The organism is Mesorhizobium sp. M0633, from assembly GCF_040320645.1.
Classification (GTDB): Bacteria; Pseudomonadota; Alphaproteobacteria; order Rhizobiales; family Rhizobiaceae; genus Mesorhizobium.
On sequence record NZ_JAMYQC010000010.1, the window covers coordinates 18649 to 32616 of the forward strand.

Below are 13968 nucleotides of genomic sequence, written 5' to 3' on the forward strand. Positions count from 1 at the left end.
TCGGGTCGAGCACAGGGCGAGACAATGCCGCCGGCAAAATTCGCCGCGAGCACTCTTGGTGATCCGGCCCGGCGCTGATAGTCTGGCCGCAACTTGAACATGTAAAAGCGCCTGCTGCGTCCGGTCTCCGGTTCGCGCGGCGCCGGAAGGAACGACAGTGGAAGACCACGAAGCCGGCGCTGGTGCGCCGGAAGTGGGCGTGTCCAGGGGTTCGCCGCCGCCATCCGGCCAGGCAAACCCATCCGCCGGACGCTACGGCCGTCAGGTGCAGCCCCGGTCCGGCAATGGACAGGCTGGCGACACGTCCCACGATCACAAGGGTCAGAACGGCCCGCATCAGAACGGCAAACCCAAGAAGCGGCGCAAGCGGCGGCGCGGGCGCAAGGTTTTCGCACGCGACGAGGCTCGTCCGGTGATAACAGGCACTTCGGTGCCCGCCGCCGGCGGGGCCCCGGCCGCTCGCCAGCCCCAGCCAGCGGCTTCGATCGCGCCCCAGTCCTCGATCGCGCAATCGGCTTCAATCGCGCAATTGCCTCCTGCCTTGCCAAGGCCAGGGCAAGGTGCCCGCACGCCGCCACCGCTGCAGGAATTGCCGGTGTTTGCCGCGCTCGACCTCGGCACCAACAATTGCCGCCTTCTGGTCGCGGTGCCGACGCGTCATGGCCAGTTCCGCGTCATCGATGCGTTCTCGCGCATTGTCAGGCTGGGCGAGGGCCTTACCGCCAATGGCCGGCTCGGCGACGCCGCAATGGACCGCGCGGTCGAGGCGCTGAAGATCTGCGGCGACAAATTGCGCAACCGCAAGGTCAGGAAGGCCAGGCTGATCGCCACCGAGGCCTGCCGAACCGCCGCCAACGGCGTCGAGTTCCTCGAGCGCGTCGAGCGCGAGGCCGGCCTGAAGCTCGAGATCATCGACCGCCAGACCGAGGCGCGGCTCGCGGTGTCGGGCTGCGGCTCGCTGGTCGAGCGCGACACGCAAGGTGTCGTGCTGTTCGACATCGGCGGCGGCTCGTCCGAAATCGCGCTGATCGACCTCACCGGCCAGCGCTCGCCAAGGCTCGCCAACCATATCGTTTCATGGACTTCGCTGCCGGTTGGCGTCGTCTCGCTGGCCGAGCGTTTTGGCGGCCGCACGGTGACACGCGAGATCTTTGGCGCCATGGTCGAGGATGTCGCAATGCGGCTGCGCGCCTTCGACGGGCGTGACCGGCTGAGCCACCTCCTGGCCAGCCCGAAATTCCATTTGCTCGGCACATCGGGCACTGTGACGACACTGGCCGGCGTTCATCTCGACCTCGAACGCTATGACCGCCGCCGCGTCGACGGGCTGTGGATGGATCGCGACAGCGTCGACCGCATGGTCGAAAAACTGGTCGGCTGGGATTTCCAGCAACGCGTCGCCAACCCTTGCATCGGCGCCGACCGCGCCGACCTGGTTCTGGCCGGCTGCGCCATACTGGAGGCGATCCGCGCCGTCTGGCCGTCCGAACGGCTGCGTGTCGCCGACCGCGGCCTGCGCGAGGGCATATTGAGCGAATTGATGGCCGATGACGGCGTCTGGCGGCGAGGCAGAGCATGATCCCGAAAAGTGGCTGCCGGTTTTCGGACAAGATCATGCTCAAACAAGCAATCAAGCAATGACCAAGAAACCGGAAAGACCGAGCTCCGCCGGCATTCGCGTGCTGAAGACGAAGATCAAGAAGAAAAGCGGCTTGAAGGAATCGTCGCGCCGCTGGTTGCAGCGCCACATCAACGATCCCTATGTCCAGCGCTCGAAGGCCGACGGCTATCGCTCGCGCGCGGCCTACAAGCTGATCGAGATCGACGACAAGCACCATCTGCTCAAGCCTGGCATGAAGGTGATAGACCTTGGCGCGGCACCCGGCGGCTGGTGCCAGGTCGCCGCCGCGCGTACCAAGTCGACCGCGGAACACCCTAACGTCGTCGGCATCGACTATCTCGAGATGGACGCCGTGCCGGGCGCGCCGGTGCTGCTGATGGATTTCCTCGATCCGCAGGCACCCGAAAAGCTGGCCGAGACGCTGGGCGGCCAGCCGGACATCGTGCTCTCCGACATGGCCGCACCGACCACCGGCCACAAGCGGACCGACCACATCCGCACCATGCATCTTTGCGAGGTGGCGGCCGATTTTGCGCTGTCGGTATTGAAGCCGGGCGGACATTTCCTCGCCAAGACGTTTCAGGGCGGCGCCGAGAACGAATTGCTGGCGAGACTCAAGCGGAATTTCCGCTCGGTCCATCACGTCAAGCCGCCGGCCTCACGCGACGAGTCGGTGGAGCTGTATTTGCTGGCGAAGGATTTTAAGGGGTAGCGCCCTTTCCTTCTCCCCTTTGTTTGGACTGGGGACATCGCGAACAGATGTGCGAGGACATCGCGAACAGTTTTGCGCTTTTGCGCGAGGGGGTTCGGGATGCCATTCGAGGACAGAAGCGTGATGAAGCAGAAGCTGGAGTTTGTAAGGCTGGCGTCGGCGAAAGGCGCGAATGTAAGCGTGCTGTGCCAGCGCTTCGGTATCGGCCGGACCTGTGGCCACAAGCTGCTTTCGCGCTATCGGATCGAGGGGGAGGCTGGGCTGGTCGAACAGTCGCGGCGGCCACGATCGAGCCCGGCGCGCAGCGCGCCGGAGGTGGAAGCGGCGGCCCTTGCTGTGCGTATGGCGCATCCGGCTTGGGGTGGACGCAAGATCGCGCGTGTGCTTGTCCGCGAGGGCATCGGCACGCCGGCGGCCTCGACGGTAACCGGCATCCTGCGTCGCAACGGCATTGAGTTGGGAACGTCGGGCGGTGGAGCGCAGCCCTTCATCCGCTTCGAGCATGCCGCCCCCAACGATCTGTGGCAGATGGACTTCAAGGGTCACGTCGCCTTGCGTTGCGGCCGCCTGCATCCGCTCACCGTGCTTGATGACCATTCGCGCTTCTCGGTCGCGCTGTCGGCCTGCGCCGACCAGACCACCGCAACCGTAAAAGCCCGGCTGGTCACCGCCTTCCGCCGCTATGGCTTGCCGTGGCGCATCGCCACCGATAATGGCCCGCCCTGGGGCGATGGCGGCCGCAACGACTTCACGCTGCTCACCGTCTGGCTGATCGAAACCGGCATCGCCGTCAGCCACTCCAGGCCTTGCCATCCCCAGACCCTCGGCAAGGACGAGCGCTTCCATCGCTCGCTCAAGGCCGAGGCGCTGCAGAGAGCCCTTCGCCGATCTCGCCAAGGCCCAGGACGCATTCGACCAGTGGCGCCATGTCTACAACGCCCAGCGTCCCCACGATGCGCTGGACGGCGGCGTGCCGCTCGATCGCTACTGGGCATCGCTGCGCCCTTATCGCGAAACGGTCGAGCCGTTCGAATACGCCAAGGGCGATCTCATCCGCCGCGTACAGCAGCATGGCTTCGTCTCCATTCTTGGCCGCACCATGCGTTTGTGCAGGGCCTTCACAGGAAAATCCGTCGCTTTCAGGCCCACCGCCACAGACGGTGTCTTCGACGCCTGGTTCAGACATCAGAAAATAGAAACCATCGACCTCAATGTCCTGGCGCGATAGCATGCAAAACTGTTCGCGATGTCCTCGCACATCTGTTCGCGATGTCCCCAGTCCAAACACCCTTGTGGGAGAAGGTGGCCTCACGAAGCGAGGTCGGATGAGGGGTGTTCCAGCTTGGCAACACGCTTGCAGTTATCATCGCCTCATTTCTTCCAACACCCCTCAACCGTCTCGGCGCTGCGCGCCTATCCACCTTCTCCCACAAGGGGAGAAGGGAAGGGGTCCTCAACTCCCCGACGGGCTCACCGGCTCCAGCGTCTTCGGCGGCGTCAGCCGGCCATGTCCAGACACGGCATTGCCGGCCTCCGGCGCCAGCCGCATGAACGACAGCGAGGCTGCCGCCGACACCGCCGCTACAATGAAGAAGGCGGTGTGGAAGTCGCTCAGCGTCAGCGGGCCGCCATGGATATTGGTCGACACTTCCAGGATGCCGCCGGCCAGTGCCACGCCGAGTGCGATCGCCAACTGCTGGAACACCGCCGTGATCGGCGTGGCCTTGCTGGTGTCGGCGGCCGAAATCTCGGCGTAGGCAAGCGCATTGATGCCGGTGAAGAACATTGAGCGGATGAAGCCCCCGGCGAGCAGCATGGCGAGGATCAGCCCGTAGGGCGTTTCCGGGGTGAAGAGGCCGTAGATGGCGATCGACCCGGCCGCGATCAGCGAGCCCGAAATCAGCACCCGGCGGAACCCGGCGAGCCGGAAGATCAGCGCGGTGACGAACTTCATGCCAATGGCGCCGATCGCCGAGACGAAGGTGATCATGCCGGACTGGAACGGCGTCAGCCCGAAGCCGATCTGGAACATCAGCGGGAGCAAAAACGGCACCGCGCCGATGCCGACGCGAAACAGCGAGCCGCCGAGCACCGAGGAGCGGAACACCTGGTTGCGGAACAGTTCCAGCGCCAGCAACGGATTCTGTGCCCGGCGCGCATGCAGGAGATAAAGCGCGCCCGAAACCAGCCCGACCGCCACGGTAATGAGGCCGGTTGCAGGTGGCAGATAGGGCAGGCTGACGACCGACAGGCCGAAGACGACGCCGGAGGCGGCCAGCCCGCTCAGTACGAAACCAATGAAATCAAGCGGCGGCGTCTCCATCGATTCCGTCTCCGGCAGGAAGCGGGTGGCGAGCCAGATGCCCAGCAGGCCGATCGGCACGTTGATCAGGAAGATCCAGTGCCAGGTGAAATAGGTGGTGATGAAGCCGCCGACCGGCGGCCCGACGAGAGGCCCGACCAGCGCCGGCACGGTCAGCCAGGACATCGCGGCGACGAGTTCGCTCTTCGGCGTGGCGCGCACCAGCACCAGGCGTCCCACAGGCGTCATCATGGCGCCGCCAATGCCTTGCAGGAAGCGCGACACCACGAAGGCCGGCAGCGAATTGGAAAACGCACAAGCGATCGAACCGACGATGAAGACGGCGATTGCGGCGCGAAACACGTTCTTGGCGCCGAAGCGGTCGGCCATCCAGCCGCTGATCGGAATGAAGATCGCCAGCGACACCAGATAGGCGGTCAGCGCCAGCTTCAACGCGATCGGGCTGGTGTGGATGTCGACGGCAATCGCCGGCAGCGATGTCGCTATCACGGTCGAATCCATGTTTTCCATGAAAAGTGCGACCGCCAGGATAAGCGGGATGATGCGGTTCACGATGGATCCGGCCTTGAAATGTGCGTCGCGATTGCTTGCCGGCCTTGGGGGCCAAACCGACAGGTAGGGCGGTTATCATGGCTGGGCCCGAATGTCGCATTAATTTGCTGTCACGTTTGTGCGACCGCAAGTCTTGCATCACCTGCGGCAAATGCAGCTTCGCCACTACACAACCATCGGCTTTTCAACGGCGACGGGACGTGTTACGAGCCAGCGCCAATCCTGAAAGGGAAGAAGACGAGTCGGCGCTGTCCATCAGGGCGAGCGCCTTTCCTGCATTCCGAGGGCTGGCCATGGCAAAAATCATCGAGACGTCCACCGGCGCATTGGCGCTGACCTTTGACGACGTGCTGCTGCAGCCGGGTCATTCCGAGGTCATGCCCGGCGAGACCGACATCCGCACCCGCATCGCTGGCGACATCGACCTCAACGTGCCGATCCTGTCGGCCGCCATGGACACGGTCACAGAGGCGCGGCTCGCCATCGCCATGGCCCAGGCCGGCGGCATCGGCGTCATCCACCGCAATTTCTCGCCGGCCGAACAGGCCGAGCAGGTACGGCAGGTGAAGAAGTTCGAGTCCGGCATGGTGGTCAACCCCGTCACCATCGGTCCCGAGGCGACGCTTGCCGATGCGCTGGGTCTGATGCGCACCTACAGCATCTCGGGCATCCCGGTGGTCGAGAACGGCGGCACCGGCGGCCACACGGTCGGCCGGCTCGTCGGCATCCTGACCAACCGCGACGTCCGCTTCGCGTCCGATCCGGCGCAAAAGGTCTATGAGCTGATGACCCGCGAGAACCTGATCACGGTCAAGGAGAACGTCGATCAGGACGAGGCCAAGCGGCTGCTCCACCAGCACCGCATCGAGAAGCTTGTTGTGGTCGATCGGGACGGCAATTGCGTCGGGCTGATCACGGTCAAGGACATCGAGAAGTCGCAGCTCAACCCGCACGCCACCAAGGATGCGCAGGGACGCTTGCGCGCCGCTGCCGCCACCAGCGTCGGCGATGACGGCTTCGAGCGGGCTGAGCGCCTCATCGACGCCGGCGTCGACCTTCTGGTGATCGACACCGCGCACGGTCATTCGCAGCGCGTTCTGGATGCGGTGACGCGGGCCAAGAAGCTGTCCAACTCGGTTCGTATCCTGGCCGGCAACGTCGCCACCGCGGAAGGCACCTTGGCGCTAATCGATGCCGGCGCCGACGCGGTCAAGGTCGGCATCGGACCAGGCTCCATCTGCACCACCCGCATCGTCGCCGGCGTCGGCGTGCCGCAGCTCTCGGCGATCATGTCGGCGGTCGAGACGGCGCAGAAATCCGGCGTTTCGGTCATCGCCGATGGCGGCATCAAATATTCGGGCGATCTCGCCAAGGCACTGGCCGCCGGCGCAAGTGCTGCGATGATCGGCTCGCTGCTGGCCGGCACGGACGAGAGCCCGGGCGAGGTCTATCTGCACCAGGGCCGCTCCTTCAAAGCCTATCGCGGCATGGGCTCGGTCGGCGCCATGGCACGCGGCTCCGCCGATCGTTACTTCCAGGCCGAGGTGCGCGACACGCTGAAACTGGTCCCGGAAGGCATCGAAGGGCAGGTGCCGTACAAAGGACCTGTGTCTGGCGTGCTGCACCAGCTTGCAGGCGGCCTGAAAGCCGCTATGGGTTATGTCGGTGGCCGCGACCTTGCCGATTTCCGCGAGCGCGCCACTTTTGTGCGGATATCCAATGCCGGACTTCGTGAAAGCCACGCCCATGACGTCACGATTACCCGCGAAAGCCCGAATTATCCTGGCGGAGCCTGATCGCCATGCGCTTTGGCGCAATCTGGCGGCAATGATCCTGCGGCTGTCGCGCCACGCGGCCGCACTCTGTACCGCCACCGTGGCGGTTTTCATCATCATGACGGCGATGGAGTTCCTCTATTTTCGCCGATTGAGCGGCGGTCTGCCGTCGCTCGACATGCGCTATACCGGTTTCACCCCGGATGAGGGCATGGCCTGGCTAACAGCCCTCGGCCGGCGCGGCAGCGAAATTATTCTCGTCTGGCATTACCTGACCTTCGACCTGCTTTTTCCGGCGCTGCTATCGCTGACGATGGTCAGCCTGATCCTGGCCACGGGCCGGCGGCTGAAGAATTTCCGTGCACTGCCTGCGCAAACCCAGTCGATATTCGCGGTTGTGCTGGTGCTGCCCTACCTGCTTACCGACTATGCTCAGAATATCGCCGTGGCTCGTCTTTTGTCCGATTTTCTGTCGGCCAATCCGGATTCACTATCCTTCGCCTCGGCGCTGATCGTCACCAAATTCGCCCTACTGGCGATACCAGTGACTGTCATTGCGGCTTTCACTCTGATGGCTCAGAAACGGCCTTGAAGGCTGGGTGACAACGACAGGGGGGCGTCTTGAACCAGACCGCGATCTTCTGGCCGATGCTGGCGCAGGTGCTGCTGGTCTATATCGTCTATATCGTAATGGGCCGGCGCCGCTATGGTGCGGTCAGGTCGGGCGAAGCCAAGACCGGCCAGTTCAAGACGCGCTCGACGGAGCCTGGGTCCAGTATCACCGTCACCGACAATCTGAGCAACCAGTTCGAACTGCAGGTGCTTTTCTACGTCTTGTGCTTGACGCTGCACGTGACCAATGGCGTCAATTATCTGACCTTGGCTCTGATGTGGATCTTTGTCGTCTCCCGCTATCTTCACGCGTCGGTCCACTTGACCAGCAATCGGCTAATCCTGCGCAGCAGGGCATTCTACCTGGGCGCGGTAGTTCTTGCACTTGGCTGGATATGGCTAGCGCTGCATCTGCTCGGCTTGGTCTGAGCAAGCTCAAGGCTACAAATCGAACACAGCGATCTTGCGCTTGTCGAACCTGATGGCGAGTTCACCGCGCACCAGCTTGAGCGCGGCCTCGCCGAAGACGGCGCGCCGCCAGCCTTGCAATGCCGGCACGTCGGCTTCCTCGCCCTCGGCAGCGATGCGGTCGATGTCGTCACTGGAGGCGAGTACCTTGGATGCGACGCCCTCCTTTTCGGCAACGATCCGCAGCAGCACCTTCAGCAACTCCGCCGCGGCGCTCGACCCCTCCGGCGGCTGGAAGCTCTTCGGCAGCTTCGGCATCTCTTCCCTGGGCAGGGCAAGGGCGCCGTTTACCGCGCCAAGCAGTGCCGTCGCCGTCGACGAGCGCTCCCAGCCCTTCGGCGTGGTACGCAGCTTGCTCAGCGCCGCAGCGTCGCGCGGCGCCTGCTGCGCCACTTCGTAGATCGCATCGTCCTTGAGCACCCGGCCGCGCGGCACGTCGCGCTCGCGCGCTTCGCGTTCGCGCCAGGCGGCCACCGCCTGCACGATCGCCAGTTCCTGCGGCTTGCGCAGCCGCATCTTGAGCCGCTTCCAGGCATCCTCGGGATGCGGATCATAGGTCTCGCGCGAGGTCAGCACGTCCATCTCCTCGTTCAGCCAGTGGGCGCGGTTTTCCCGCACCAACTCGGCGCTGAGATGCTTGTAGACCTCGATCAGGTGGGTGACGTCGGCGAGCGCGTAGTCGAGCTGCTTTTCGGACAGCGGACGGTGGCGCCAGTCGGTGAAGCGCGAGGACTTGTCGAGCCGCGCTCCGGTGATGCGCTGCACCAGCTGGTCGTAGGAGACGCTGTCGCCGAAGCCGCAGACCATTGCCGCGACCTGGGTGTCGAACACCGGATGCGGCACCAGATCGCCGAGATGCACGATGATTTCGATGTCCTGGCGCGCCGCATGGAAGACTTTGACGATCGCCTCGTTGGCCATCAGCCTGAAGAACGGTTTCAGGTCGATGTCGGGCGACAGCGGATCGATCAGCGCGGTCACCCCGGGCGCTGCCATCTGGATCAGGCACAGGATCGGCCAGAAGGTCGTTTCGCGAATGAATTCGGTATCGACGGTGACGAATTCCGCCTTTTCGAAAGCGGCAATAGCGGTCTCGAGTTCTTTCTGGGTGGTGATGACGTGCATCAAATCGCTTTTGGCAAGGGATAGGGTCTCTTTCAATTTCAGCCGCGCGCCCTTTCGTCAAGCACCAGCACCTCTATCCAGGCTTTGCGGGTTCATCGGGATCGGCATTCCGCTTCGCCAGCCGGGCAAAAACCGTCGAAGTGCGCAACAGCGCCGTAAAACGGCTGCGATGGGTGGCCGGCACGGCGGAGCGCGCCTGCATCCGGTAAAGGATGACGGCCACGAAGATTGCATAGACGGTGGCGCTGAACACGAACAGCGCGCTCGGCCCGAAAAATTGCATCACCGTCGAGGCTGCGAACGGCCCGCCGATGGCGCCGAAGGAATAAAACAGCATCAAGGCAGCGTTGATCAGCACGAACTCGCCCTTGTCGGCGCGGTCGTTGGAATGCGCCGCTGACAACGAATAGAGCGGCATGGCGAAGCAGCCGAAGATGAAGACGAGCAGGAAGTTGAGAAACGGGCTGCCGCCTGCCACGAATGCCAGCGCCAGTGCCGCCACCATCGCACAGCACGTCGTCATCAGCAGCACCGAGCGCCGGTCCCAGCGGTCGGAGAGATAGCCAAGCGGGTATTGGATGATGGCGCCGCCGAAAATACCGACGCTGACGAAGGTGACGACGTCGGCGACCGACATGCCGATTTGCTCGGCATAGACCGGCGACAGGGTGCGGAAGGCGCTGTTTGTGACGCCGACGGCGATACAGCCGAAGCAGCCGAGCGGCGAGATCCGCCAGACGCGCGCCAAATCGAGCTTGACGTCTTCCGGCGGCGTCGGATTGGAGCGGTCGCCGAGCGAAACCGGCACCAGCGAAACGGTGATCATCATCGACATGATGGCGAAGATGGCAAAGCCGCCGGCGCCAAAGATCGGGATCAGGAACTGGGCGCCCGTCACCGAGCCGATGTCGACCATCCGGTAGATGGCAAGCACCCGCGCCCGGTCGGTGTTGGTGACGCCGGAATTCAGCCAGGCTTCCATGATGGTGAACAGGCCGGCAAAGCAGAACCCGCCGGCAAAGCGCACGGCGCACCACATCACCGGATCGATGACCAGCACCAGAAGCAGCGTTCCCGCCGAGGCGATCGCCGCGAGTGCCGAAAAGGCGCGCACATGGCCGACGGACTTCATGATGCGGGTCACGGCAAGGCAGCCGAGCAGGAAGCCGGCGAAATAGAACGTGCCCATCAGGCCGATCGAGGAAGCGGGAAAACCTTCCTGCGCACCACGCAGCGCAATCAACGTGCTCTGCAGGCCGTTGCCGCCGAGCAGGATGCCGGCGGCGATCAGGAGGGGGATCAGCGGGCGGATGGAGGACATGAAGGAAAGCCTGTCGTTGATCCTTCTTGAACTATCGCCTTCGCCAATGCCAGCGGCAATTCCCGGTGGCGTTGGGGCCAGCCGGGGGCCTTAATGCATGTCGCGCAAAAGTGTGCAGCGGTTTTGCGATAACGACATGCATAAAAACAAGAACCTAAAGCGCGTCGCATGAGGCCGATCGAACGCGACACGCTTTAGGTGCATTACCGAGGGGGAACTTGCGCTACCGCGTGGCGCCGGACCCTCCGTGTTGGGAACCAAGGCGTATCTTTGTAGTTCAGTGCTGGTGGGCGAATACGCGTCTTGTGAGCCGCCGGTGTGCGGAGACGGTGTCAGGCATCGACGTCGTTTCTGCTGCCCGGCCTGAAGCTCCAAAGGGAGGTCCGCCATCATGAAATTTCATTCCGCATTTGCGGCATTTGCCGTGGCCGCAGTTCTGGCGGCCGGGCCGGCGCGGGCTGTCGACCTCGCCATGGTGTCCGGAGATACCGGCAACGGCCAGAGAATCCTTCGCGAGATCCTCGATCAATACGAGAAGAAGACCGGCAACAAGGTTAGCGTCGTTCCGCTGCCTCCCTCGGCGACGGACCAGTTTGGCCAATACCGGCTCTGGCTTGCCGCCGGAAGCAGCGACGTCGACGTCTATCAAACGGACATCATCTGGGCCCCCCAGCTTGCAAGGCAGTTCATCGACCTGACCGAAGCGACCAAGGATGTCGTTGGCGCCCATTTCCCATCGATCATCAAATCGCAGACCGTGGACGGCAAGCTCGTCGCCTTGCCGATATTCACCGACGCTCCGGCGCTCTACTACCGCAAGGATCTCCTCGACAAATACGGCGCCAGGGTCCCGGCCAGCTGGGCTGAACTTGCCGATACCGCCAAGCTTGTCATGGACAAGGAGCGCGCGGCCGGCAACAAGGACATGTGGGGTTTCGTTTTCCAGGGCAACGCCTATGAGGGGCTGACCTGCGATGCACTCGAATGGGTGAAGTCGAACGGCGGCGGCCAGATTATCGAGCCGGACGGTACGATCTCCATCAACAATCCGCAAGCAGCTGCGGCGCTGGAAATGGCGAGGAGCTGGGTGGGAACCATCTCGCCGCCCGGCGTTCTGGCCTACCAGGAAGAAGAGTCGCGCGGAGTCTGGCAGACCGGCAACGCCGTCTTCATGCGCAACTGGCCCTACGCCTACGCGCTTGGCAACAGCGAAAGCTCCCCCATCAAAGGCAAGTTCAAGGTGACCACGCTGCCGCCGGGGTCGGGTGAGGGCGCGCGCCCGGCAGCAACGCTTGGCGGCTGGAATCTCGCGGTTTCCAAATATTCGAAGAACCCGGATGCAGCGATCGAGCTGGTCAAATGGATCGCCTCGCCTCAGATGCAGAAGTACCGCGCCTTGAAGGGGGCATATCTGCCGACCATCCAGGCACTCTATGACGATGCCGAGATCGCCAGCGCCCAGCCGGTGATTCCGCGCTGGAAGGAAGTCGTCCTCAACGCGGTGCCGCGTCCCTCGGCCCAGGCCAAGACCAGGTACAATGAGGCATCGAGCGAGTTCTGGACCGCCGTCCACAACACCATGTCCGGCGAGGGCACGGCCGCCGACAACCTTGCCGATCTGGAGTTCTCCTTGACCAGGCTCAAGGGCACCGCCTGGTGACCTCGCCGCGCTCAGGCTCGCTGCTGGCGCGTCAGCGTGTGCGCTCGGCATGGCTGCTGCTTGCTCCGATGCTCATCGTGCTCGCCGCCGTTGCCGGTTGGCCGTTGATGCGCACGATCTATTTCGGCTTCACCGATGCCTCGCTCGCCGACCTCGAAGCCCGCCGCTGGGTTGGCTTCGCCAACTATTTCTCCGTCGTGCACATGCCGAGCGGCCGCGTCATCTATGACGGGCTGCTCGCCGATCCGGTCTGGTGGCGCGCCGTCTGGAACACGGTGCGCTTCGCGGTGATTTCGGTGACCTGCGAGACGGTGCTCGGCATGATCGTCGCGCTGGTGCTCAACGCCAAGTTTCGCGGCCGCGGCATCGTGCGCGCGGCGATCCTCATTCCTTGGGCGATCCCGACGATCGTCTCGGCGAAAATGTGGCTGTGGATGCTCAACGACCAGTTCGGCATCATCAACGACGTCCTGCTCAAGCTCGGCCTGATCAGCACAAAAATCGCCTGGACGGCCAGCGCCGACACGGCGATGGTCGCCGTCCTCGTTGTCGACATCTGGAAAGCGACCCCTTTCATGGCGCTTCTCATTCTCGCCGGCCTCCAGATGCTTCCGCAAGAAATCTACGAGGTCGCCAAGCTCGACGGCGTCGGCGCGTGGAGAATTTTCTGGAAGATCACCTTGCCGCTCATCCGACCGGCGTTGATGGTGGCCATGATCTTTCGCGGTCTCGACGCCCTGCGCATCTTCGATCTGATCTACGTGCTTACGCCAAACAACATACATACCAAGTCGATGTCGGTGTTTGCCCGCGAGAGCCTGTTTGAGTTCGACAAGTTTGCCTACGGTTCCGCCGCCTCGACGCTGCTCTTCCTTATCCTCGCTCTGCTGACCATGCTCGTTCTTTGGCTCGGCCGGATAAGACTGGACAAGGACTATTGATCATGTGGGACTACTGACCATGTGGATCGTCAAGCGCACGGCTTTCTACCTCCTCGTCGCCGTTATCGTCGTCGTCGCGGTGTTCCCGTTCTACTATGCCACCATCACCAGCCTGAAATCGGGAACGGCGCTCTTCCAGGTCGACTATTGGCCGAAGACGATTACCTTCAGCAACTACAGGACCGTATTCACCGAGGGGACCTTCCTGCGCAATCTCGTGAACTCGCTGTTCATCTCGAGCGCGGTTGTTGTCATTTCGCTGTTCCTCGGCGTCACCGCCGCCTATGCGCTGGCGCGCATCCGCTTCCGCGGCCGCTCGGCTCTGCTCCTCACTATCCTGTCCGTTTCGATGTTCCCGCAATTGGCGGTGCTTGCCGGTCTTTTCGAGCTGATCCGCACCTTCGGCCTCTACAATTCGCCGTTCGCGCTGATCTTGTCCTACATGATCTTCACCTTGCCGTTCACCGTCTGGGTGCTCACCGCCTTCGTTCGTGACCTGCCGATCGAGGTGGAGGAAGCGGCGATCCTCGATGGCGCCACGCCCTGGATCATCATCAGCCGCGTCTTCCTGCCGCTGATGTGGCCGGCGCTGGCGACCACCGGGCTACTCGCCTTCATCGGTGCTTGGAACGAGTTCCTGTTTGCCCTGACGTTTACCTCCAGCAACGAGCAGCGAACCGTGCCGGTCGCCATCGCCCTGCTCTCCGGCAGCTCTCAATTCGAGATCCCGTGGGGCAACATCATGGCCGCATCGGTGATCGTCACCGTGCCGCTCGTCATCCTTGTCCTGATCTTCCAGCGCAAGATCATCTCCGGCCTCACGGCGGGCGGGGTGAAGGGGTGAGTGCATAGTTGAAC

The 13968-nt window shown here is 63.3% G+C and carries 11 protein-coding genes and 1 pseudogene; 9 read left to right on the forward strand and 3 right to left on the reverse strand.

The window, feature by feature from the left end:
• The first annotated feature begins 157 nt into the window (after window positions 1-157).
• From NKI47_RS12885 to NKI47_RS12895, 3 genes and pseudogenes are all read left to right on the forward strand, one after another.
• Window positions 158-1579, forward strand: a complete 1422-nt coding sequence (locus NKI47_RS12885) for a Ppx/GppA phosphatase family protein (protein ID WP_352590480.1) — start codon at window positions 158-160, stop codon at window positions 1577-1579.
• A 58-nt stretch (window positions 1580-1637) separates the two neighbouring features.
• Window positions 1638-2333: an RlmE family RNA methyltransferase gene (locus NKI47_RS12890; RefSeq protein WP_023674449.1), complete on the forward strand. Its 696-nt coding sequence runs from the start codon at window positions 1638-1640 to the stop codon at window positions 2331-2333.
• Between the two features lie 99 nt (window positions 2334-2432).
• Window positions 2433-3561: pseudogene (locus NKI47_RS12895) on the forward strand (IS481 family transposase).
• Window positions 3562-3786: 225 nt separating this feature from the next.
• Here NKI47_RS12895 and NKI47_RS12900 read toward each other — a convergent pair.
• Window positions 3787-5208 (reverse strand): MFS transporter, encoded by a 1422-nt coding sequence (locus NKI47_RS12900; protein WP_352590483.1) that lies wholly within the window; start codon window positions 5206-5208, stop codon window positions 3787-3789.
• A 293-nt stretch (window positions 5209-5501) separates the two neighbouring features.
• Between NKI47_RS12900 and guaB the strand changes: the two genes are divergently transcribed.
• From guaB to NKI47_RS12915, 3 genes are read left to right on the forward strand one after another with little or no spacing between them, the layout of a single operon-like run.
• Window positions 5502-7004 carry an IMP dehydrogenase gene (gene guaB / locus NKI47_RS12905; protein WP_352458563.1) on the forward strand — a complete coding sequence of 501 codons (1503 nt, stop codon included), beginning with the start codon at window positions 5502-5504 and terminating at the stop codon, window positions 7002-7004.
• Between the two features lie 31 nt (window positions 7005-7035).
• Window positions 7036-7575 (forward strand): hypothetical protein, encoded by a 540-nt coding sequence (locus NKI47_RS12910; protein ID WP_352571507.1) that lies wholly within the window; start codon window positions 7036-7038, stop codon window positions 7573-7575.
• A 29-nt stretch (window positions 7576-7604) separates the two neighbouring features.
• Entirely contained in the window at window positions 7605-8024 is a 420-nt protein-coding gene (locus tag NKI47_RS12915; RefSeq protein WP_352590486.1) for an MAPEG family protein, read from the forward strand.
• A gap of 12 nt (window positions 8025-8036) precedes the next feature.
• On the opposite strand, the gene rnd is transcribed toward NKI47_RS12915, so the two are convergent.
• Both rnd and NKI47_RS12925 read right to left on the reverse strand, forming a co-directional pair.
• Window positions 8037-9188, reverse strand: coding sequence for a ribonuclease D (gene rnd / locus NKI47_RS12920; protein WP_352590489.1), 1152 nt, complete (start codon window positions 9186-9188; stop codon window positions 8037-8039).
• A gap of 73 nt (window positions 9189-9261) precedes the next feature.
• Window positions 9262-10509 (reverse strand): MFS transporter, encoded by a 1248-nt coding sequence (locus NKI47_RS12925; RefSeq protein WP_023674455.1) that lies wholly within the window; start codon window positions 10507-10509, stop codon window positions 9262-9264.
• Between the two features lie 391 nt (window positions 10510-10900).
• Here NKI47_RS12925 and NKI47_RS12930 point away from each other — a divergent pair, with 391 nt between their 5' ends.
• The 3 genes from NKI47_RS12930 (at window position 10901) to NKI47_RS12940 (ending at window position 13954) form a co-directional block, all read left to right on the forward strand.
• Window positions 10901-12169, forward strand: coding sequence for an ABC transporter substrate-binding protein (locus NKI47_RS12930; protein ID WP_352590492.1), 1269 nt, complete (start codon window positions 10901-10903; stop codon window positions 12167-12169).
• A gap of 68 nt (window positions 12170-12237) precedes the next feature.
• Window positions 12238-13110 carry a carbohydrate ABC transporter permease gene (locus NKI47_RS12935; RefSeq protein WP_352590748.1) on the forward strand — a complete coding sequence of 291 codons (873 nt, stop codon included), beginning with the start codon at window positions 12238-12240 and terminating at the stop codon, window positions 13108-13110.
• Window positions 13111-13129: 19 nt separating this feature from the next.
• Window positions 13130-13954, forward strand: a complete 825-nt coding sequence (locus tag NKI47_RS12940) for a carbohydrate ABC transporter permease (RefSeq protein WP_352590495.1) — start codon at window positions 13130-13132, stop codon at window positions 13952-13954.
• The last annotated feature ends 14 nt before the right edge of the window (window positions 13955-13968 follow it).

What these genes read in the sequence shown, in the direction of transcription:
- NKI47_RS12890 (WP_023674449.1), top strand. Translation starts at nt 1,638, where the DNA reads ATGACCAAGAAACCGGAAAGACCGAGCTCCGCCGGCATTCGCGTGCTG.
- guaB (WP_352458563.1), top strand. Translation starts at nt 5,502, where the DNA reads ATGGCAAAAATCATCGAGACGTCCACCGGCGCATTGGCGCTGACCTTT.
- NKI47_RS12910 (WP_352571507.1), top strand. Translation starts at nt 7,036, where the DNA reads ATGATCCTGCGGCTGTCGCGCCACGCGGCCGCACTCTGTACCGCCACC.
- rnd (WP_352590489.1), bottom strand. Translation starts at nt 9,188, where the DNA reads ATGCACGTCATCACCACCCAGAAAGAACTCGAGACCGCTATTGCCGCT.
- NKI47_RS12925 (WP_023674455.1), bottom strand. Translation starts at nt 10,509, where the DNA reads ATGTCCTCCATCCGCCCGCTGATCCCCCTCCTGATCGCCGCCGGCATC.
- NKI47_RS12930 (WP_352590492.1), top strand. Translation starts at nt 10,901, where the DNA reads ATGAAATTTCATTCCGCATTTGCGGCATTTGCCGTGGCCGCAGTTCTG.
- NKI47_RS12935 (WP_352590748.1), top strand. Translation starts at nt 12,238, where the DNA reads ATGCTCATCGTGCTCGCCGCCGTTGCCGGTTGGCCGTTGATGCGCACG.
- NKI47_RS12940 (WP_352590495.1), top strand. Translation starts at nt 13,130, where the DNA reads ATGTGGATCGTCAAGCGCACGGCTTTCTACCTCCTCGTCGCCGTTATC.